This window comes from Neobacillus sp. DY30 (genome assembly GCF_030123065.1).
Lineage (GTDB): Bacteria > Bacillota > Bacilli > Bacillales > Cytobacillaceae > Neobacillus.
This window is the reverse complement of sequence record NZ_CP126093.1, coordinates 2,442,152-2,464,967: the sequence shown is the minus strand read 5'-3', so window position 1 is coordinate 2,464,967 and position 22,816 is coordinate 2,442,152. Positions and strand designations below refer to the sequence as shown.

Annotated in this window: 21 protein-coding genes and 1 pseudogene; 2 read left to right on the top strand and 20 right to left on the bottom strand. The window is 36.8% G+C overall.

Translation table 11 applies throughout. The features are described from left to right. Positions 1-6: 6 nt before the first annotated feature. The 20 genes and pseudogenes from QNH29_RS11755 to QNH29_RS11660 form a co-directional block, all read right to left on the bottom strand. Complete coding sequence (locus tag QNH29_RS11755) at positions 7-801, bottom strand: Nif3-like dinuclear metal center hexameric protein (protein ID WP_283864945.1); 795 nt, start codon at positions 799-801, stop codon at positions 7-9. Positions 802-890: 89 nt separating this feature from the next. Continuing rightward, a complete protein-coding gene (locus QNH29_RS11750) occupies positions 891-1,031 on the bottom strand; it encodes a hypothetical protein (protein WP_283864944.1) in 141 nt (46 codons plus the stop codon). A gap of 68 nt (positions 1,032-1,099) precedes the next feature. Beyond that, positions 1,100-1,440, bottom strand: a pseudogene (locus tag QNH29_RS11745) (SDR family NAD(P)-dependent oxidoreductase); the annotation flags it as partial. Between the two features lie 44 nt (positions 1,441-1,484). Then, a complete protein-coding gene (locus tag QNH29_RS11740) occupies positions 1,485-2,474 on the bottom strand; it encodes an endo-1,4-beta-xylanase (RefSeq protein WP_283864943.1) in 990 nt (329 codons plus the stop codon). A gap of 69 nt (positions 2,475-2,543) precedes the next feature. Continuing rightward, positions 2,544-3,473 carry a carbohydrate ABC transporter permease gene (locus QNH29_RS11735; protein WP_283864942.1) on the bottom strand — a complete coding sequence of 310 codons (930 nt, stop codon included), beginning with the start codon at positions 3,471-3,473 and terminating at the stop codon, positions 2,544-2,546. 11 nt (positions 3,474-3,484) lie between these two features. Beyond that, positions 3,485-4,459: an ABC transporter permease gene (locus QNH29_RS11730; protein ID WP_283865613.1), complete on the bottom strand. Its 975-nt coding sequence runs from the start codon at positions 4,457-4,459 to the stop codon at positions 3,485-3,487. Positions 4,460-4,645: 186 nt separating this feature from the next. Then, entirely contained in the window at positions 4,646-6,304 is a 1,659-nt protein-coding gene (locus tag QNH29_RS11725; RefSeq protein WP_283864941.1) for an ABC transporter substrate-binding protein, read from the bottom strand. Between the two features lie 83 nt (positions 6,305-6,387). Then, positions 6,388-8,175, bottom strand: coding sequence for a sensor histidine kinase (locus QNH29_RS11720; RefSeq protein WP_283864940.1), 1,788 nt, complete (start codon positions 8,173-8,175; stop codon positions 6,388-6,390). Continuing rightward, positions 8,172-9,752 (bottom strand): response regulator transcription factor, encoded by a 1,581-nt coding sequence (locus QNH29_RS11715; protein WP_283864939.1) that lies wholly within the window; start codon positions 9,750-9,752, stop codon positions 8,172-8,174. The genes QNH29_RS11720 and QNH29_RS11715 overlap by 4 nt, the downstream gene beginning before the upstream one ends. A 127-nt stretch (positions 9,753-9,879) precedes the next feature. Further along, the gene (locus tag QNH29_RS11710; RefSeq protein ID WP_283864938.1) at positions 9,880-11,034 is read right to left on the bottom strand and encodes a family 8 glycosyl hydrolase; all 1,155 of its coding nucleotides are present in this window, start codon (positions 11,032-11,034) and stop codon (positions 9,880-9,882) included. 301 nt (positions 11,035-11,335) lie between these two features. Next, a complete protein-coding gene (locus QNH29_RS11705) occupies positions 11,336-11,971 on the bottom strand; it encodes a YesL family protein (RefSeq protein WP_283864937.1) in 636 nt (211 codons plus the stop codon). Positions 11,972-12,211: 240 nt separating this feature from the next. Beyond that, positions 12,212-12,352, bottom strand: coding sequence for a sporulation histidine kinase inhibitor Sda (sda, locus tag QNH29_RS11700; RefSeq protein WP_283864936.1), 141 nt, complete (start codon positions 12,350-12,352; stop codon positions 12,212-12,214). Between the two features lie 13 nt (positions 12,353-12,365). After that, positions 12,366-14,435, bottom strand: coding sequence for a bifunctional aldolase/short-chain dehydrogenase (locus QNH29_RS11695; protein ID WP_283864935.1), 2,070 nt, complete (start codon positions 14,433-14,435; stop codon positions 12,366-12,368). 405 nt (positions 14,436-14,840) lie between these two features. Beyond that, on the bottom strand, positions 14,841-15,806 hold the full coding sequence (locus QNH29_RS11690) for a Gfo/Idh/MocA family protein (RefSeq protein WP_349654901.1): 966 nt from the start codon (positions 15,804-15,806) through the stop codon (positions 14,841-14,843). Positions 15,807-15,830: 24 nt separating this feature from the next. Beyond that, on the bottom strand, positions 15,831-16,550 hold the full coding sequence (locus tag QNH29_RS11685) for a LutC/YkgG family protein (protein ID WP_283864934.1): 720 nt from the start codon (positions 16,548-16,550) through the stop codon (positions 15,831-15,833). Position 16,551: 1 nt separating this feature from the next. Continuing rightward, complete coding sequence (locus tag QNH29_RS11680) at positions 16,552-17,976, bottom strand: LutB/LldF family L-lactate oxidation iron-sulfur protein (RefSeq protein WP_283864933.1); 1,425 nt, start codon at positions 17,974-17,976, stop codon at positions 16,552-16,554. 202 nt (positions 17,977-18,178) lie between these two features. Next, complete coding sequence (locus tag QNH29_RS11675; protein WP_283864932.1) at positions 18,179-18,895, bottom strand: (Fe-S)-binding protein; 717 nt, start codon at positions 18,893-18,895, stop codon at positions 18,179-18,181. A gap of 153 nt (positions 18,896-19,048) precedes the next feature. After that, positions 19,049-19,519, bottom strand: a complete 471-nt coding sequence (locus QNH29_RS11670; protein ID WP_283864931.1) for a PTS sugar transporter subunit IIA — start codon at positions 19,517-19,519, stop codon at positions 19,049-19,051. A 177-nt stretch (positions 19,520-19,696) separates the two neighbouring features. Continuing rightward, positions 19,697-20,050, bottom strand: coding sequence for a hypothetical protein (locus tag QNH29_RS11665; RefSeq protein ID WP_283864930.1), 354 nt, complete (start codon positions 20,048-20,050; stop codon positions 19,697-19,699). A 381-nt stretch (positions 20,051-20,431) separates the two neighbouring features. Then, positions 20,432-21,121 (bottom strand): DUF4145 domain-containing protein, encoded by a 690-nt coding sequence (locus QNH29_RS11660; protein ID WP_283864929.1) that lies wholly within the window; start codon positions 21,119-21,121, stop codon positions 20,432-20,434. A 160-nt stretch (positions 21,122-21,281) separates the two neighbouring features. Between QNH29_RS11660 and QNH29_RS11655 the strand changes: the two genes are divergently transcribed. After that, positions 21,282-22,205, top strand: a complete 924-nt coding sequence (locus QNH29_RS11655) for a DMT family transporter (protein WP_283864928.1) — start codon at positions 21,282-21,284, stop codon at positions 22,203-22,205. An 11-nt stretch (positions 22,206-22,216) separates the two neighbouring features. Further along, positions 22,217-22,783, top strand: coding sequence for a cysteine dioxygenase (locus QNH29_RS11650; RefSeq protein WP_283864927.1), 567 nt, complete (start codon positions 22,217-22,219; stop codon positions 22,781-22,783). The last annotated feature ends 33 nt before the right edge of the window (positions 22,784-22,816 follow it).

The following is a 22,816-nucleotide window of genomic DNA, read 5'->3' as shown; positions in this document are numbered from 1 at the left end:
TCCGATTCATATAACCTGCAAGGCTTGCTCTACTGGAATAAAATAGGTTGGTATACTCGGAAACATTGATTGCAAACATTGTGATAAATAACTCATTCCAGGTTCTTCACTTTCCATATGCCCAAGAACGATAAGGTTTCTGTTCTTTCCTAGTTTAATCGCATCTCGGACATATTCCGGAGTTTCCCATTCTGGTCCTTCTCCATAAATAATTAAATCTAATTCTTCCTGTTCATATAGCGGGATACATAAACTTCCCCCACCTCGATACCCAGCTAAGAGCCCAATGCGAGTACATCTCATCGCTAAATCTCCAGAATATCGTAAATACTGTATCCCTAGCCGTACCTTTAGATACTCGGAAATCTGTGCTAATGTCATGGGTGGAATCGTTAGAATTGTTACAGCTTGCTGATTTTCTTCAATATAGGCTTGCCAGTCGAGAGCCTGAATTAAACCAGCCATAATTCCATCTGGCTGATACCGATGCCAATAATCATGGAAACGGTAGATTGCAAGACCTGACTCAATAATCAACCTGCGTTTTTCGTCATACACCGGATCCTTTTCCAAAAATTCGGTATCGTCGTGATGGCTGAAGTATATCCCTTCATGGGTAATCAACAAATTTGCACCCAAAGCAATGGTTTGTTCAATGACCTTGTGTGTAGCCATAAAGGCTGTCGCAATTCCCTTTATTTCAGTTCCTAGATTACCTGCCTTAAGAGTATCCACAGTCTTTGGGATTCTCTCCACTGGTTCCATTAATTTATCAAGTACATTTTGTACCGTAATTGGCATTGATTTCACCCTTTCAGGGGTTACAAGACGTTCATAAAGAACGCCTATTTAACATTTGGTGATAGTCGATGTAAACTTCAGCATCGAGGTTAAAATCTGATGCCATTTTTCAGCCTCTTCAGGATAAATGTCACAAATAGCGCCAATCTTACATCGATCTTGAAAAAGATGATATGCTTTATAAGTGCGGAAGCAATGGCTCCTGTACCGATAATCGCTACATTGATCATACATTCCCACCATTTTTAGAGTTTATTTGTATACTCCCGAGTAAGCCAAAAATCCGCCATCCACTGGGAAGATCATTTTTTTCAAAGATTTCCTTTGTAGTAATTCCATTTGGATGATTGCCGCCTGCACCATTGATAAGGACATCACAGACACCAAATTCCGCAGTGACAATTTCCTCTGCACGTTTCACACTATCAACACTTAGGACATCACATTCGATGTCGATGGCCTCACCACCTTCACACTTGATGTCCTCAACAACCTTAACTGCTTTTCAAAGGTTGTGTTTAATATAGCCACTTTCATTCCCTGTCTTGTCAATTCTCTAGCCATACATCCGCATAAAACTCCACCACCGCCTGTTACGGCAGCTACTTTCCCCTGTAGATTAAGATTCAAAGGTAACATCTGCTATTCTCCCTTTTCTGCCTGCCATCTCTACTAAACTATGTTTAATATTGAACAACCTTCCAAAAAGATTCTTTTGGCTGATGATTTTCGTCAAAAAGGAATGGCCAGTTTTTTCTGCCTCTAACAGGAAAATCGCTTAACCAGGTATAATCATCGGCCGCTCCCCAAAAGGTTACAGAAGTAATATAATCTCGATATTGACGAAGCACTTGAAATACTTGGTGGTATCTTTCAGCCTGCAACTCTAACATTTCTTGGGTAGGTTCTGTAAGGTCAGTCCGCTTATCTTCAAAGTTGAAGACGGATACATCCAATTCTGTAAGGTGAAGCTTCAAGCCAAGGGATGCGTACCGTTCAATCGCTGTACGAATATCTTCGAGACTTGGATTGACTAAATTCCAATGCGCTTGGAGGCCAATTCCGTGAATCGGAACACCCTTATCAACTAGAGATTTGACAAGTTTATAGATTTTTTCGCGTTTTTCCGGATTAGATTCATTATAATCATTGTAAAAAAGCAGGGCGGCCGGGTCTGCCTCATGTGCAAATTCAAATGCTTTTTCGATATAATCTTCTCCGATTATTTCTAACCATTTAGTAGAACGTAATAATTCTGTACCCTCATCAGTTACCGCTTCGTTTACCACATCCCAGCAGAAAATCGTCCCTTTATATCTGTTCATTACCGCAGTAATATGTTCTTTCATTCGTTGTAAAAGCGTTTCTCTATCTGCGCCTTCAAATACCCATTCAGGCGTCTGATTATGCCAGACTAATGTATGCCCGCGCATTTTCATTCCATTTTCCTTCGCAAAGGCAGCCAATTGATCAGCTTTTTCAAACGTAAACTGTCCCTCAACAGGCTGAATTTCAATAAATTTCATATCATTTTCGGCTGTAATACTATTAAAATGTTTTCTTAATAAATCCTTTTGTGACTCAATTGTCCTTAAATTCACAGCTGCACCAATGTTAAAAGATGCTTCATACACCTTAGATAAAGAAGGAACTTCTACTGTCGTTTTCACCATTATGAATCTCTCCTTAATTCAATAATTTTATTAAAAAAATCAGATGAGAGAACTCATCTGATTCTTTTTTCAACCTTTTACTCCGCCTAACGTTAATCCTTTTACGAAATACTTTTGCAGGAATGGGTAAACCATTATGATTGGTAAACTAGCAATAATGGTCATGGTTGCTCTAATGGAAGTAGGTGTAACTGAGTTTGCAGATGAATTACTACTCGCAAAAGCATCTGCGGCAGTTTTACCTGACATTGACGCGTTTGAGTTCTGTAGAATTTTCATAAGTTCATATTGCAAAGTACTTAATTCTGGAACAGAAGAATTATACAAGAAAACATCAAACCATGAATTCCATTGATAAACGGCAACAAATAATGAAACAGTAGCTAAGACCGGCATTGACAATGGGAGGACAATTTTAATAAATATAGTAAAATCTCCTGCCCCATCAATTTTTGCTGATTCGAATAAACTCTCAGGAATTCCCTCAATAAATGAGCGAATAACAATAAGATTAAATACTCCAATGATTCCAGGTAAAATATATACCCAAAAGCTATCTAATAAATTTAGTTCCTTGATTAGCAAATAGTTAGGAATAAGTCCTCCATTGAAATACATCGTAAGAACAAAGGCGATTGTCACAAATTTTTTAAACACAAAATCCTTGCGGCTAATGGTATACGCAACCATTGCAGTACCAAGTACGGAAGTCAATGTTCCGATGAGTGTTCGTAGAACTGAAATCATGAAAGATTGTATAATGCTAGCCTCACCAAATACATGTTGATAATTGGCCCAAGTAAATTCTCTAGGCAAGAGAAAAATTCCGCCTTTTATGGAATCATTAGCATCATTTAAAGAAACCGCCATTTGGTTTAGAAACGGATACAACATTACAACACAAAGGAAAACCATAAACGTGTAATTAAAAATATCAAAAATATAATCACCTGGTCCTGAATGATACCTGGTTGCTTTAAAAAGTCCTTTTTGTCCCATAAAAATCCCTCCTAGAAAAGCCTTGGCTGATCAAACCGTTTGGCAATATGGTTTGCTATAAATAAGAAAATGAAACTAACGACCGTCTTAAATATTCCTGCAGCAGTGGCAAGCGAGAAGTTACCTAATGAAATCCCGTATTTTAATACATAAATATCCAAGTTTTCCGAATAGGCGAGATTTAATGGATTTCCTAATAGATATTGAGCCTCAAAGCCTGATTCTAAGATATATCCTAAATTCATGATCATCAAAATAATGATAGTTGGTTTTAAAGATGGCAATGTGATATATCGTATACGCTGTAACCTAGTAGCACCGTCAATATCAGCTGCCTCATATTGCTCAGGGTCAATCATTGTAATAGCAGCTAAATAAATGATTGTATTCCATCCCACATTTTTCCAAATATCGGATACCCCATTGATTCCCCAAAACCACGTTTCCTTACCAAGCCATAGAATGGGTTCATCGACGATCCCTAATTTTAATAAGACGATATTGACAATACCGTTATCAAGGGAAAGAGAGTAAGAAATTATACTAGCTGCAACTACCCACGAAATGAAATGGGGCATATAACTAATCGTTTGGACCAATTTTTTAAACTTAGCATGTCTAATTTCATTTAATAGGAGGGCAAGACCAATTGCCGTGACAAAACCTAAAACTAGGTTAATGGTGCTCATACCAAGTGTGTTACGAAGCACGCGGTAAAAATTAGGGTCAGTAAATAAAAACTTAAAATGTTCAAGCCCAATCCATTCCTGGTCAAGCAGACTTTTAGCAGGCTTAAAATCCTGGAAAGCAATTGACCAACCCCACAATGGAATGTATTTGAAAATGAATAACCATATCAAAAATGGAAAACTCATTGCAATCAATGCTTTTTGTGTCATCATTTTCTTAATAAATATTTTCTTAGATTTTTTTGGCTGAACCAATATGGAGGTATCGATTCCCTCCTGTGTTACTCTTGACTCCATTTGCATATTTACCCCCTCCTCTTTAGTAAGCAAACGTTATATACTCATCATCATAAGCCACACCCCAGAATAATCATTCACACACCTGGCTCCAAGGTGCGGCTTATGATCTTGAGGATTAATGTTATTTAAAGGAGAAAGCCGAAAAGCCAATTTGGCAATATCGGCCTTCACCTCTTTTTTCTATTACTCAGCTTGGTCAATTAGCTTTTTGATTTCCTTGGTCATCGTCTCCTCGTAAACCTTTACATCCAGAGCATTATATTCTTTCTTATACTCTGTCCAAATGGATTCGAATTCTGAAGGTTTAGCTAAAACTAATTTAGGATAATATTTCTTTTGCAAATCTGTTTGTCTTTGAGAGAATATTTGTTCCTTTGATCCCTCTTCAAGTTGTACACTCCAAGCTGGATACCAAGGACGATCCTCTGGCTTAGCAAAAAGGTCAGAGAACACTTGAACTCCATATGCTTCTAGCAATTTTTTATCTCCGTCTGTGTAGGACATTTGAGCAACTTCTGCTTGCCTTCTTGGCTCCCATGCATTACCATCGGCGTAAAGTCCATTTCCACGAGGCCAGCCCCATTCATAAATCTTAGAACCAAAATCTTCTCTAAATTTCTCATCCGATGTTTTAGCAATTTGTTCTTCTGTACGATAGAAACGACCTTCATCATTTACTTCATAAGTGTCGCCTTTAATTCCCCACAGAATTAGTTTTTGGTTTTCTTCTTTGACCATATTGTCCAAATACTTAATGATACGAACAGGATCCTTCGCACTAACGGTAATACCAACACCACGGTTAGATACAAATGATGGTGGATCTAAATATTGATCTTTTGTATTTTCATCAAATGTAATTGGTAACGCCATATAACGCTTATCGTCAACACCGGCATTTTTAAGATTATCCTCTGCTTGTCCAATTTGCCATCCGTAGTCAAAAAACCCTAGTACACGTCCAGATGTTAACTTTGCAAGATATTCATCATAGTTACCAACAAACGCTTCCTTGTCAAACAATCCTTTGCTATTTAACTCGTTTAATTCTTTTAAATAACGTTTGGTGTCATCATTGTTTCCGTAAACCTTAGCTTCATGTGTTTTCATATCAACCTGAACGCCGCCATCATTTGGGTAGCCTGCTAAATGGTTAGGAGTATTTGATAGGGCAAAGAATCTCCAGTCATAAGTTAAAGCTGTAAACCCAATTGTTGATTTTCCTTCCACCTCTGGATGCTTCTTTTTGTAATCTTCAATTAACTTAAAATATTCATCAAGAGTTTTAATTTTAGGATAGCCAGCTTCTTTTAATACTGCACGCTGAATCCAAAATGCACCTTGGTCAATATTAGGGTTTGCAATAAACCCTTGGCTAGCTTCCATCGGAATAAAGAAAATTTTTCCGTCTTTGTCTTTCATTCTATTTAAATATGGGCCATATAATTTTTTAATATTTGGTGCATGTTTGTCGATTAAATCATTAAGCTCAATAAAAGCACCTGCATCTAATACTTTGGGTAAAGCAGCATCTGGAACTAATAGATCTGGATACTTACCGCTTGCAATCATTGTCCCAATTTTAGTGTTAATATCACCGACAGCATATTCTACCTTAAAGTTTACACCCGTTTGTTTTTCGAGCTCTTTCCCAATCACTGTTTCGTTCGTATTCATGTCTTTTCCAGGGCTTGCTGCATTGTAATAACTGAATGTTACTGGTTCCTTTGAGTCACCTGATTTACTTTCCTTACCACTTGAACTTTCGTCTTTTGTGCATCCTGCTACAGACACTAGCAGCACAAACATTAGAAGTACCATAAAAATCTTACTCTTAAACATTTGCTTACCCCCCATTTCTTTTATGAAAGCACTTTCATTATAAAATGGAATAGCTTTTTCTCACTACCTAAAAACTATAGATGTTACTTAATAAAGTATAGGTTTTTTTCTAAATTGCCGTTTATCTGGCTATCTATTTGAAGTGGCAATTGAATGGTGATGATTGTTCCATAGTCTAGATGACTATCAATATTAAAATAGAACTGATCCGGATAGTATAGATTCAAGCGATAATAAACATTTTTAATTCCAACATTCTCCCCTATATCTTCCTCATTTTTTAATGATGCTAATAATTGCTTTCTCTTCCCTTCCGTCATTCCAACCCCATTATCTTTAATAACACAGGTTAGAAGATTATCTTTTAAAGAAATTGATAGATTAATTTTTCCATTTTCCTTCAATGGCTCAATTCCATGAATGCTTGCGTTTTCTATAAATGGTAAAATGGCCATATTTGGAATCTTATATTCTTCTGTAGATTCATCCACATGAATTTCATAATCTAATTTATCTCCGAATCTATATCTTTGAATTTCTAAAAAGCTAATAATTAAATTTATTTCATCCCTAATTGGTACAAAGTCCCTCCCCCACGTCAGGGAGTTTCTAAAAATTTTAGCCATATTATGAATGATTTTCGCGGTTTCTTTTTCCTCCTTCATTAAGCTTCTCATTCGAATGGTTTCTAAAGCGTTAAATAAAAAATGAGGATTGATTTGGCTTTGCAGTGCACTTAACTGTGCCCGGTTTCGTTTAATTTCTAAATCCTTGTTTTGAATATTAACTAATAACACATCATTAATTAAATCCTTGATTTTTTTAGTCATTCTATTGAATTCACTTGTTAATTGACCAATTTCATCTTCAAATTCCTGGTCATCAATAAGCTCAAAGTTTTGTTTCTCCATCCTCTTTACATGGCGTAAAATCCTTTGTAATCGAATCAAAAATGATCTAGATATAACCACAATAATAATGGTTGGTGCTAAAAAGTTTATACATGCCAGCAAGAAAATAAAGAGTTTAGATTTATTAACTGTTGTAAGCATTGTTTCTTCCGATATGGTTCCTACAATTGTCCAGTCTTTTAAATAAGAACCGCTATCAAGTTTCGTACGGATGGTAACCTGATTATTCTCTTTATTTATTTGATTAAAATTAATAGACTTATCCATTTGTGTTAAGAAACGATTGGTTGTGTATTCAATCTCCCCTCTTTCATTAAGTAAGTAAACATCCCCTTTAAAGGTTACGTTGTTAAAGATGCCTCTTATCGCTGAAGAATTTATTTCAACCTTTACAAATTTTTGTTTATCTTTATAAAAGTAATCCAAATTACGGATAATACTAAAGGTTTCTAAATTTTTATTTGAAGGTGTATCAATCAGTATTTGCGAGCCATTACTTTTTGTAAGCTCATCCTCGAAGTGTATTGATTGTTCAAGGCTGTCAATTGGATAAACCCCGCCTGAATAGATGACTGTTTGGTTATCTGTATAAAAGCGAATGCTGTTAATAGATGGGTTTAATGGGTTAGTCTGATTGAGATTTCTTAAAAAATTATAATGTCTTTCTATATATTCTATATCTGACATATAATCGGTTTCTAAAAATAGATTTAAATTTAAGTTAGTATAATAGGAGGAAGATATTCCTACAGCCTCGTCAATAATCCTTTTAAATTCACTATTAATCTGCTGCAATGCCAAGGTGCTATCATCCATTTGCTGTTTTTTAACATTTTCAATTGTAACAATATAAAAGATTACATTTGTTAATACGATTGGAATGAATACGGCAAAAAAGTACATGATCAGCATTTTATTTTTTAATCGAATATTATGAAAACTTAGGGTTGACCTTCTCATTTTTTTATCACTTTTCTATCGTTTATTAATTTATTCCGATACTCAGATGGTGTAATTTTCTCTAACTTTCCGAAAATAGTCACAAAATAATCCGTATTATTGAATCCAACGCTTTCAGCTATTTCATAAATTCTTTTTTCGGATTGACGCAGCTGCTTTTTAGCCTCGTTAATTCTTACTTGAAGTAAGTAATCCTTAAAGTAGATTCCATATGTTTTCTTAAACAATTGCCCCAAATATACTGGATTCATAAAAAACTTAGAAGCAATAGTTTTTAAGCTAATATTCTCGTGGTAATGTAAGTCAATATAATGTTTTATTTTGTGAACTTCACCATTTGTAGCCTGCTTCCTTAAATTAGAAATTTCATCTTTACACTCAATTACAAAATCAATAATCAATTCCTTTATCTGAGGTATAGTCAAGGGGTAATTTTGCAGGTGAAAAATAACCCGATACGATTGTAAACTTGAAGGATCTCCTCCCATCTTCTTAATAATTTTATGTACATTTTGTATAAAACTAGTAAGTGAAGCAAGAACTGCAGTTTTAGATAGTTTCTTTGAGACAAGAGACTGAAAAAGTACGTCTATTGAATGCTTAATCATAGATGTAGATTCTTCTTCAATTTGTTCAATTAATGGATGATATACTGTTTCGTCCAGCTCGGCAAACGTAATCGGTTTATCTACAATCTTTTCAAAGAAAAGGAGTCCATCTTCGCTATTTGCATATTTATGCTGTTGTGCCTTTTCCACCGTTTCATTGGAATTCTTTAACAAAGTAAGGCTTGGTACTCCTTTACCAACGTAAAATGTAAAATTCTTGGAGATCCTGTTCGTCAGTTCTTTCCTTACCCAAGTAATCAATTTCTTTAGGCTCATTTGAAACCTTGATAAGTGATTTGAGGTAATTAACACACCCAAAACACCGTTTGATACCTCTTGAATACAGATTCTTTCTTTGCGTTCACAAACATTTCCGATTATATCGGCTAATGTAGATTTAACTTGTTTTATCTTGCTAGACTCATGTACTCCATTTACTTCGACCAGTAGGTAAAAGAACTCGCTTGGATTCCCAAGGGAAAGGAGTTTTAAAAGGTCTTTGGAATCATTCTCTTCAACCTCTCCTGACAAAAGATGATGAAACACTTTTTTTACTTGTTCTTCCAGCCTTTGTTCTTGAAGTTTTTTTTCCTCGTTTAACGTTTTTGATAGTACTCTAAGTGTTTGTTCAATTTCATCTTGGTCAATTGGCTTTAATACAAAATCGTGAACACCGTATCTTAATGCTTGTTGTGCATATTTAAAATCACTATATCCGCTGATAATAATAAATTTAGTGTGAATTCCCTCTATTTCTATGGCTTGTTTAATGAGTCCAATACCATCAAGTACAGGCATACGGATATCTGTAATCACAAGGTCCGGGTTTAAATCATGGATCATCTTAAGGGCATCTTCGCCGTTTGCGGCTTCTCCGACTACCTTAAAGCCACAGTCTTCCCAATTTATTAAATTTCTTAATCCTTTACGGAAATACATTTCATCATCTACTAACATAACTTTGTTCATTTCCGTCACTCTCCTACTTTTACACGCTTAATATGTATTTAGGAATTTATCGAAGAAAAATAAAAACAATTCCATTTATTGAGAAGGCCCGCAAAATAAAACCTTGCGGACCTTCCTTTTTATTAATCTATTCTTTTGGCATCCAAATTTTATAGTTGCCACTTAAGGCTAAAATACTAAAAAAGTATAAGCAGTTATCATAGTATCTTCTAACCCCAGTTCTAACCGGAGTATTCCACAACAACTCCACCCATTTTTTACCCTCAATATCATCGGCGGCTAGAGAAGCCATGGCGTTTGTTGCAAGCAAGCCAATAGGATGAAGAGATTTCTCTTCGAATGGTTCACCGGCAATCGTGTATCTGCGATAGTCAGCAGGGACTTTTTCCGCAAAGAAGGCTTGAATTTTATTTGCTTCTTCCCGCTCCCATTCATCTCCTCTAAACCACTCAAAATCAAGCCCGATGTTTGCTGCAACGCGATAAGAGTCACTAAAAAAATGCCCATACCCATTTTCATTGTTTGGCGTTCCATCATAATATGCATACTCTGCAGCCAAGCCTGTTACTGGATGACAAGCAATTTTTAGATATTCTCTGCTCGCAGCTGCTGCTTCCTTCCAAAACGGCCGATCCTCTTCGTAAGCCCATAGTGCAAAGAGTTCATAGAAGTGTGGTAAATGATAAGATGGGTCGGAAAACTCACAATTTGGGATAAATTTAATGAGTTTATTTTCCGTATTCCACATTGGATATCCGTCACCATTTTCTCCTTTATGAATACAAGTACGCAGCAAGTCTTTCGCCTGAATGCTATAATTAAAAGGCGCATGACCATCACCCCAACGATGAGAAGCAAAAAACAACGCCATTGCAAAAAATTCTTCTCCATCCGGCGCGGGACCATAAGCTCGTTTAGAACCGTCCGGGTTACAAGACCATGCAAAGTAGCCCGCATTTTCTCCAGTGGTCATATACATATACTTCATAGTCCACTTCCACAAACGATCAAAGACTTCTTTATTGTCCATTTGTACAGCCATCATCATTCCATATGACATGCCCTCAGTCCGTACATCCAGGTTTCCTGTATCCAGCATGTATCCTAAATCATCTCCAACGGGATAGTAGATTCTTGTATCCTCATTTCCATTGAATAACTCTTCCCAATTTTGCTGAATTCTAGTTGAAATTTCTTCATCTGTTTTTCCAATTTCTTTAAATAGATTGCGATATTGCCCAGTATAAAATGAACCTTCCTGCATTTCCACTAGTCTTGACATATATTTCCCTCCGATTAATAAGAAGTGATTAATTGCATGTCTTTTTTGTTTAAACTTGATGATATATATTTAAATGTGCTGGTAGTAATAAACTGCCAGCACATTTTTATTTGTCTATGTTATGTATGCTGTGGCAACGCTTACAGATATTTCAAATATAAGATTAATGATTTAGTAATCTTGTATTTGAATACGTTTCATTTATTTTATTATAGCTACAGAAACTTAGTTTGTCTATCGGACAAACTAAGTTTCTGGCAAAATTTTATGAATCTAATAAACACACTTGAAACTCTCACTTTTAAGCACTAATCTTTTGCTGTTTCTTTTCAATTCTTCGAAAGCTTAAGGCTGCTCCCCACATAATCGAAACCCCAGGTAAGCTCAAGCAAAAAAATGGAAATAAACCTGGTATGATTGAGAAAAAGAATCCGATTAGAGTGATTAATAACACCATAAGAATCGTAATATCAATATTTATTAATCCAATATAAAACGAATTTTTAAAGTACTGGAATACCTTTTGATCAAAATGTACATACACAGGGAAGATATAAAGAAGTGTAATGACATAAAATAGGCTAATCAAAAGTAAAGGAACCATTAATGTATATTGCAGGATTCCTCCATTGGCCATAATCAATTTAAAATCATAATATAAAAACAGTCCCATAATAACTAAGATAAATCCAAGCTTATTTGATTTAAGAAACTCATTTTTGTAAATCTGAAAAAAGGTATGAAAAATTGGCAAATCCGTTTCTTTATTTATCAGCCATTTCCGTACGATGGTGAATAAGGATACAGAAGCAGGTATACTGCCAAAAACAATTAATCCACCTACTGAGAAGACAATCCATAAAAGATTTAGATAAGCTAGTTTCATAATACAATCACAAACAATATACAATCTCCCAAAAACGACATTGTTCTGCATTGTGTCACCCCGTTAGAATACGTTTTCATTAATCATATATAAAACAAGCATTTACGTCTATATAGTTACAAAATATTTATATCGTAATCTTACCAAAAATAAAACAGGTCCCAAAAAGGAGGCCAATTTGGGACCAGTTTGATTATTTCATTAATACTTGCGCAAATTTAATTAAAATTTGCGTCTGTTCTTTATGCCCTAAATTCATTGATAAAGGCATTTAGTTATTTTTTCTTTACTTTAATTTACTATTATCGTTTTATTGTTTATTTCACTTACTACTAATTCAATAAATTCCTGATGCAGATTTAACTCTACTGCTCTATTTAATACCTCATACAAATGTTCAATACTAAGGATTTGCATATCTGTTCTCGTCACCCACTAAAATTACTTATCTTGTAAACGCAGCTGGAACTCCGCCATCAACAGTTAACATGCATCCTGTAGTTCGGTCAGATTTTGATGAAGCAAAGAATGCGATGGATTCAGCAATATCTGATGGGTAGATATTTACTAGTAATGTAGTACGCTTACGATAGTGTTCTTCTAATTGGTCTGGGTGAATTCCGTACGCTGCCGCACGTTCTTCCCGCCAGCTTGATCCCCAAATGGCAGAACCTTGAAGTACCGCATCCGGAAGAACAGAGTTAACACGGATTCCAAACTCGCCGCCTTCAGCTGCGATACATCTTGCTAAGTGTGTTTCAAGTGCTTTTACAGAGCTATAAGCTGCTGCATTTTTACCTGCATACACAGAGTTCTTAGAACCGATAAATACCATGTTACCGCCGATCCCTTGGCCCTTCATTTGTTTGAATGCTTCGCGTGCTACTAAAAAATAGCCAGTACCTAGCACATTCATGTTTAAGTTCCACTCTTTAAGAGTAGTTTCGTCAAATGGACTAGATGTAGCAAGACCTGCATTGTTTACGATAATGTCTACGCCACCAAATGTAAGAGCTGTTTGATCAAATGCAGCTTGGACTTGCTCTTCACTTGTAACATCCATTTTCACAGCAAGGGCACGGTTAGAACCGTATTGCTCGTTAATTTCAGCTGCTACCTTTTCTGCGCCTTCAAGATTTAAATCTGCCAGTACTACGTGAGCACCTTCAGATACTAAACGACGAGCAGTTGCACTACCGATACCGCCTGCTCCACCAGTAATGAAAGCTACTTTGCGAGAAAATTCAGCTTCAGCAGGAGCAAGAGTTAATTTGTATAATTCCAATGGCCAGTATTCTACGTTATAAGATTCGTTTTCACTTAATGAAACAAAGTTTCCTAGAGTGGTAGAACCTTTCATTACAGCAATCGCACGGTGATACAGGGCACCGCTTACTCTTGAGTTATTTACATCCTTACCAGAATTCACCATACCTACACCAGGAATTAAAATAACACGTGGAGCTGGTTCAAACATTTTGTCGCCTTCGTTTTTGTTGCCCTCAAAGTAAGCCTTGTATCCCTCTTTGAAACTAGCAACTCCTTCTTTGATGCTTTCGATTAATGCTTCAACATCTTTTGTTTGTGGATCCCAATTGATGTATAGTGGTACCATTTTTGTATGGACTAAGTGATCTGGGCAAGCTGCTCCGATCTGTGAAAGCTCAGGTGCTTGATAGCTGTTAACAAATTGAAGTACATCTTCACCACGATCGTAAGTTAAAAGCATTTTCTTTTCTTCACTTACGGCACCGCGGATGATCGGCATTACTTTTGCTAGAATGCTGGCTGCTTCTTCATCAGTAAGAGATTGATATTTTTGACCGCCAAACACAGTTTCTTCATTTAATTTTGCATTGATAAAGGTTTCTGCTTCATTGATGATTTCAATCGTTTTTGAGTAGGACTCTTTAGAAGTTTCTCCCCATGTCACCAGTCCGTGTTTTTCCATTAACACTAGTTCAGCATTTGGATTGTTTCTTACACCTTCTGCGATCATTTTTGAAAGTGTGAAGCCAGGGCGTACATATGGTACCCAAACAAACCGAGCTCCAAAAATCTCTTCCGCAATTTGCTTACCATTGTCTGCACAGCAAATGCTGATGATGGCGTCTGGGTGTGTATGGTCAACATGCTTGAATGGTAAAAATGCGTGTAATAACGTTTCAATAGAAGCTCTTGGATGCTTGCTGTCAATCATGCAATGCGAAAGATAGGCAACCATATCTTCGTCGGTCATTTCATCACGTTCGAATAATGGGCGAATATCCTCTAAATTTAGTCCCGTGAAGTTTTGAGCCTTCATCGTTGCCAAATCAGAGCCGCTGCCCTTTACCCACATCACTTCAATATCACGACCACGAAAGTCTTTTTCCGTTGTTTTCATGGAAGTATTGCCGCCACCCCAGTTACAAACGGCACGATCTGTTCCAATTAAATTGGAACGATACACTAATTCTTCTACCCCTTTAGCTGCTTGTGAAGCTTTTTCACTTTCCCATAAGTTCTTTACCATTTACTAGTTCCCCCGTTTGTTTGTAATTATGTTTGTTATCTTCTGTTTTATTATAATATATGTTTGTTTATTTTTGAATAGCGAAAATATAAATGTTTTTATTTTTTTGTTTTCTTGTATAAAAGTTTGTTTTATTTTTAGGACAACGGTATAAAAGGTCAATGAAGGACAACTTAGTAAAGTTTCGAATGAGTTTCGTCCTTCATAAGGTCGATGAAAGACTAATCAGGAGAATTCCCAGTGAGATTTGTCCTTCATAAGGTTGATGAAAGACTAATCAGGTGATTCCACATTGAGATTCGTCCTTCATAAGGTTTTATGGAAAAAATGAAATCAAGTCTTCTACAAAGCCTATATAAAAAGCCGACTAGCACATAGACTTGTCGACTTCGTTTTTTATTATTGCTAAACTCCCAATTTAATTGGCTGACCGCTTATTGCTGATTGATTGGCTGCAAGAGTTACTTGGTGTGTTTTTAGAGAATCTTTGTAGTCTGCTAATATTTTTTCTGGGTTGCCAGTTTTTACTGCTTCAAGAAATATCTTATTTTCTACCATGTATGGATTAACTTGATCTTTATATTCTAGTATTTGTTTTCCGTTAATTTCTCGTAAATGCTCATTACGCAACTCTATAATTCCTTCTTCTAAATACAAATCCAAACCTACCTTGCCGGAATCTTTCAAGATACAAGTATTTGAGATCGTTGCTACCATGCCATTTTTTAACTTCATCATGACACTGCCAACGTCCGCCACAGTGGTTCCTTCCACCTTTTCCTGCATGACCTTGTTGCCATAAGCTGCATACACTTCGATAATTTCACCACATAAGTACCGTAAAAGGTCGACAATATGTGTGGTTTGCTCCACAAATTGGCCCCCGGATTTATCTACATCTCTCCACCAAGGAATCATCGGCATATTCCCCATCCAATAACCTACGGCAATCCCCGCTTTACTTTCCTGTAGTAATGCCAAAGCCTTATTTGTCGTTTCTTTATAACGCCAGTGGTATCCAACTGAGGTAATAAGTCCTTTTTCTTCTATTTTCCTTGCAATCTGGATCGGCTGTTCGTCTATTCCAAGCGGTTTTTCTACAAAGAAAGGAATGTTTCTATCTATCAAAGCCAATTCAATTTCTCCATGTGCCATTGGTGGTACACAAATATAGACAGCGTCGAGTTTCTGTTTTTCTAACATATCATCAACATTTGTATAACCCTTTGCGTTCGACCAGTTTCTCGCTTCTTTTTCAGCCTTTTCAATAGTTGTACCACAGAATGCAGCTACATCTACTCCATCCATTTCTGACAATATCGCTGCATGCGTTTTTGCAAACCACCCGGTACCAATGAACCCTACTTTCAAGGAAATCTCTCCTTTTTATTTCGGTTATAAATCATTAATAACAATATAAGAAGCTTTTACTGGCCCATGTACACCAACCACAAGATTTAATTCGATATCTGCTGAATTACTCGGTCCAGTTATAAAATTGATACAAGAAGCGACATGTCCTGTTTTTTCATAAATTTCTCTCATTTTTTGGGCAGCCTGTGTCATTCTTGGTACTAGCGTGCTTTTTGGAATCAGCGCGATATACGTCGCAGGTAAAAAGCTTACTGTTCTGCCCTTATCCTGATCGCTGAATAATACAACCGTTCCTGATTCCGCAAGCGTGATTTCACTAATTGTGATTCCGACATTTGCCTTTTCCGATTTTTTGATATTTTCTGAACCCTTCGTATGATCCCATTCATAAACATCATAATCTTGGCTTGGCCATTGTGTTTTCAGTAAAGAATCAAGACCCCATTTTGAAAACCGCTCATCCTTCCATGTGACGATTGGTCCCCCACCATATTGAGTAACAACTTCGTGAAGGGTGGATGATAAGTCTTTAAGATCAGTGATGTAAAGGCTTGTATGGATTTTTTTACACTGCTCTGTTAACACGTCTAGGAGCTCATCTTGTGTTGCACCTTTTAGTACCTCATCCTGCGGCCTAAATTTCCATTTTGGCCGTTCGACTTTAGCAGATTTCCGGGGCCTGCCAATCTGGCTGGCAATTTGATTCAAAAAGGCATCACGATTTTGTATTGTACCAGTCATACTATTTGCCCCCTTTTTCTCGGTTTTTAAACCAATCTCTAAATCTTTCTTTATTTGGTGCCGGGAACTCACGGATTTCTGTCCATGCCTTTAATGGTCCAGGACCCTTAGAGATCTTGTCACCAGACGTAAACGGATTCATCGCGGTTGGAGCAATTTTGGAACCAATTTTATATAAAGTTGGTGATGCTGCGCCTAACCCAAATGCCTTCATCGCTAGTTTTTCTGAAATTGGTGCCTTTCCTTCCTTCTCGACAATGACTTCTCGATGTTTATGAAGGAGGTTATGCAATGGAATTTTTACCGGGCAAACTTCTGTACATGCTCCGCAAAGTGTCGAAGCATACGGCAGCTCTTTAAATTCATCGTAACCGCCTAGCAGCGGTGAAAGCACAGCCCCTATTGGTCCTGAATAAATAGAACCGTAAGAATGGCCGCCGACATGGCGATAGACTGGACATACATTTACGCAAGCTGCACAGCGAATACATTGCAGTACTGATTGGAATTCTCCCCCTAGGATTTTGGAGCGTCCATTATCAACAATGACGAGGTGAAATTCCTCTGGACCATCCACGTCCAGTTTTTCTCTTGGGCCTGTAAGGACGGTAATATAACTCGTTAGTTTCTGGCCAACCGCACTTCTGGTTAAAAGGGAAACGAGTACTTCCATTTCTTCAAAGGTTGGTACGATCCGCTCCATTCCCATAACGGTAATTTGTGTTTTTGGTAACGCAGTAACTAAATCAGCATTCCCTTCGTTCGTTACTAAACTAAAAGAACCTGTTTCTGCGACGGCAAAGTTACAACCGGTAATGCCAATATCAGCAGATAAATATTCATCTCGCAGCATTTCCCGGGCGTGCCAGGCTAATTCTTCTGGTTTTGACGTTTTCGTGTAGCCAAGTTTTTCTGTGAACACGTCTCGTATTTGTTCTTTGTTTTTATGTAACGCCGGCACCACAATATGGGATGGCGGGTCGTGATCATCGACTTGGAGAATATATTCACCAAGGTCGGTTTCAATGACCTCACAGCCTTCTTGTTCCAAGGCTGCATTTAAGCTGATTTCTTCCGTCACCATCGATTTTGACTTTACAATTTTCTTGGCGTTTTTCTGCTTTACTACCCCGCGAATATATTCGTTAGCTTCCTCTTTTGTTTGGGCGAAAAATACATGCCCCCCTCTTTTGGCAACATTTTCACTAAGCTGCTCAAGATAATAATCTAAGTTTTCAAGGACATGCTGGCGAATTTCTTCTCCATGTGAGCGCCAGTCTTCCCAGTTCCCCAATTCTTCCGTTACGAGGCGCCTTTTTACACCCATACCATCTTGTGCACCAGAAACAGCTCCACGCATAAAATCGTCATGAATGCCCTTGTCGACACGTTCCTTAAAGTGCTCATTGCTTATTTTCATGGCCATTTGGTTTCCCCCCCATCCTATTTGAGTCAGATAGAACTACTCTATTTGACCGTAATTCCCATTCAGCTTGATTTTCGGGCATATAGGACCTTCCCACTTTACCCAAAATTCTCTTCGTCTTGATTTTTCGGGCATATGGGACCTTCCCACTTTACCCAAATCGCTCTTCACTATGATTTTCAGTAAAATTGAGATACTTCTATCATCGACTATTCAATACCTCAGCAATATGCATAACCTTTATCGGCTTACCTTTTCGATCAATACGACCGCCAATATTCATCAGACAGCCGGTATCGGCGCCAATGAGATATTCAGCACCTGTGTCTTCTACATGGCAGACTTTCTCATCTACCATTTGTTCTGATATTTGTGCCATTTTAACCGAGAAAGTGCCGCCAAATCCGCAGCACTGTTCTTTTCCAGGAAGCTCGGTAAAATTAAGCCCTTTTACATTTTTTAAAAGAATCATAGGTGCTTCTTTAACTCCTAGTAATCTGGTCATATGGCAGGAGGTATGATAGGTTGCATTTCCTTCCAATTTTGCCCCGACATCTTCAACCTTTAATACATCGACAATAAATTGTGTAAGTTCATAGGTTTTATCTGCTAACTTTTTTGCTTTTGGTTCCCAAACAGGATCTCCTTTGAAAACATGAGGATATTCATGAAACATAAAAGCGCATGACCCAGAGGGTGATACAACGTATTCCGCTTCCGAAAAAGTATCAATCATCCTTTTCATCGCCTCTTTAGACTCTTTTGTATATCCACTATTATAAGCTGGCTGCCCGCAGCACACCTGTGATTCTGGGAATTCAATCTCACAGCCAAGTCTTTCCAGCAGCTCAACCGTTGCTTTACCTACATTGCTTTGGAACATATCAACAAGGCATGTTGCAAATAAACTTACCCTCATCCTTTTCATCCCCTTGCTAAATCGGAACTAATTTTTATTTATTTTTGTTTTTATTATAATATATGTTTGTTTATTTTTGAATCTAGTTAATTAAATTTTCCTAAAAATAAAAAAGAGCAAGCTCTTAAAAGCTTGCTCCCTCATGAGTATATATTATTTTTTAATAATTTTTATTTCTTGTTCTTCAATGACCACTTTTTCATCCTCTGCCAAGTTTGTAAAGATGACTGGCGTAATGATGGATGGTACTTTTTCTTTAATACTATCGAAGTCTGCTTCGAGCAGTTTCTGACCTTTTTGGACACGTTGACCGTCACTTACAAACGATGTAAAGCCTTCCCCATTTAGAGATACGGTTTCAAGTCCAACATGAATTAAAATTTCTCTGCCATCGGCAGATTTTACGCTAACCGCATGTTTGGTCGGAAATACACTGATAACCTCACCATCTACTGGAGCTACAACTGTTCCATTTGTAGGATTTACAGCAAAACCATCGCCAATCATTTTTTGCGAAAATACTGGATCAGGAACAACATCTAAAGGTATGATTTCCCCTTCCAATGGCTGCAAAATTGAAGTATCCACTTCTACCTTTTTACTTTTGAAAAAATTTTTAAACATAAATAAATACCGCCTTTTTAAATCAAATCGATTACTTTTTAAAAAAATCTTTACTGTTATATTTTCCCCTAATTATATTCGTTTATCAAAACATACGCTTAGGTCAGTCTCTTTTGAATTTTCATTATTTTTTACACTAAACAAATAATCCGCACGGCTAATGCGGATAATGGTACCTTATGAAGCTATTTTACTAAAACTATTACATAAGTTTATTAATGTGTGTAATCTCGCTGTCACAATAAATAATTCATTGTAGTTATTCTTCACATATTCGTCAATGATGGTAATTCCTTGTTGGAATTGGTTTACGAGATAAAGTGTGTATTTTTCATTCCAATCAAACTGGTTGATTCTGATTAGTTCATCTGCAACGATTTGAAACTTGTATTCTTCAACTAGATAGTTGATTTGTAATAATTTATTGTTATCAATTCTAAAATTATTTAATGTTCTTTGATTTTGAACAAATTTAATAAACCCATTTATATTTTCAGCAAGTATGATCGCTTTTTGCATTTCGGGCTGCATTTCATCCTCTCCTCAAAATTATTTCTATAGAAAGTGTATGTTTTGGGCTAATAGGATGACACCTAGATTTAATTTGCTTTCGATTTTTTCCTTGCTTTGAATTGTTCATATTTTGAGGGCTTTCGATGTGAATATAAGGCATTAATGGATGCTCTGACACTTGAACAATACCCACAATTTGAACATCTTCCGTCTTCAAATAATCTTAATTTCCTACAATCCGGGCATTTTATTATCTCCATTGACATCCCCTCCACTGCTCCTTTAGTCCTTTTAGTCCTATTTTATGAACGGTTCAGAGAATATATATTTATGGTTGAATAAAATAAATGGTAAAACCCCCTTGAATCCCGTTAATACACCATGATTCAAGGGGACCTTTTAATTAAATTTTTTAGCGATTTTATTATGTGTCACTTCAATTTTTCCAGGCAGGACAAAAAGATATTCAATGAGACTTTCAAGCAAATCCATTAATAAGGAAGTTGTTTCGTAATCCATTTCTGATTCCAATTCAAGCATCCGATGTAAGGGTCCATCTGTTGCTAGCAGGTGACTAAGAGATTGGATTGGCTTTGCGAGATCAACTTGATTTGGGAGGATTTCAAGCTGCTGCGATAAAGGCTGTCCCTTACTTTTTTCTTTAAGAAAATGTTTTAGAATACTCTCAATAACACGTTTAGACATAACCGCAGTAGCAGAATTCTCTCTTGATTCGAATACATTTATCGCTGATCGATACGCTCTAATAAGATCTTTTGGTATATTAGGGAGACTTTCTATATGATTTATGAGATGTTTTGAAGCTTGGGTGTCATAGATGTATGTATCTGCATGTTCATTTTGCTCATCCTGACCATCCTTCGTCATAATAATAAATACCGTTGATTTTTTACACCCAGGACAACTGGATTCTGTAAGCAATCCATTCTTGCTGCTTTGGAAGTTTGCATTAATCATAAATTCGGTAATGTTTCGGCATTGTGGGCACTCACTTTGTATGCTCTTGGGTATTTTTACATTTCCATAACGAATATAAGAATTGACGGAACCAGGGTTTATCCTTCTCATACCTTAGCCTCCCTACTTTTCCACTTTATGTAAATACATTTATATTTGAAATAATAACATCTATACCATTGTTAGGTTTCCCCTAAAAAGAAAAATCATGTTCTATTTGGACAAGCATAAGATAAAATAACTATCTTTTTTGCTGAAAGGACTGTTCAGCATGTCAAATTTTGGGTCGAAGTTAACTGCTTCGATGTATGCGTTGATGTCAATTAGTTTTTGGGGAGTTTCCTTTGTTTCCACAAAAGCTGTTCTGGATAAGTTGGATCCTTATTCCTTGCTCGTCATTCGGTTTGGGATTGGAGCCTTATTTTTGCTTTTTCTTTTGCTAATACTACGTCACCGTTTGCAAATTTCCATTAGATATGTGCCACATCTAATGGTACTTGGCATTCTCGGAGTTTTTGTTCATCAAGTACTCCAGGCCACTGCTTTATTGACAATTAATGCATCTGCTGCTGGCTGGCTCATATCGTTTTCACCCGTTTTTACTGTGATTCTCTCGGTTCTTTTCTTACATGAAAAAATGAGTATAACCAAAGCTGTTGGTATGGTACTGGCGATAACCGGTGTTCTCGTTATAACTGTGACAAGAAGTGGACAATCCTTTCAGATCGTTATGAATATTGGCTTTCTTCTAATGATTCTTAGCACGTTAAATTGGGCTATTTATTCTGTACTATTAAAAAGTTTAAATATTCCTTATCCCCCTCTCGTTGTTACGTTTTATATGTGTTTAACGGGCTTGATTCTTACTACACCTTTTATTATTAGAAATAGGGGCTGGGAAAACCTTTCATTATTAACCCATGCAGAGTGGGCTCATCTTATGTTTCTTGGAGTTTTTGTTTCAGGAATTGCTTATTGGTATTGGGGAAAAGCGCTTAAGGTTTTAGAGGCTTCGAAGGTTTCAATGTTTCTCTATTTGGAGCCCATTGCAACATTAATTGCTGCAGTACTGCTCTTACAAGAAAAAGTTTTACTCATAAGTGCTGCTGGTGGAATCATAATTATAATAGGAGTAATTATTGTAAACGGTCAGCTTGTGCCTATGTTGTTGCGCTTCTTAAAGAAACGGCTATAGGAGGAGAGCTTATGACTTTGATAGCTAAGATTAAGACTGTATTAGATTCTTTAAAAAGTCCATCTAAAACCGACTTGAAGGATGCCTTGTTACAAATAGATATGAAACTTGATGATCTCACACAATTACCACAACCTTCTGAAGGAAAGCCTTACAATCGAAAGCTTCTATATAAAAATGATGAAGTCGAGCTGCTTGTAATGAATTGGTCTCAGTTGGAGTGTGCCCCTCATGATCATGGCAATTCTCACGGCTGGATCCAAGTAATCACAGGTACTTCCCTTAATTCTGTTTTTGAAGTTAAAGGTGATAGCTTACCGAAAGAAATATTTTATCAGTACCACCATAAAGGGCAATATTTTTATGCACCAAAAAAGGCCGTCCATAAAATGAAAGCCTCAAACAATACAGATATGGTAACCCTCCATCTTTATTCCCCACCCATTACCGGTATGATGGTTTATGACTTAGAGAAATGTGCAGCCTGTGTGGTATCCGATGATTGCGGGGCATGGTGGCCAGATGAACAGTATCAAAAGCTAAAAGAGATAAAATTAAATACAAAGCCTAACAAATGAGACCTAGAATCCAGGTCTCATTGTTTTTAACAT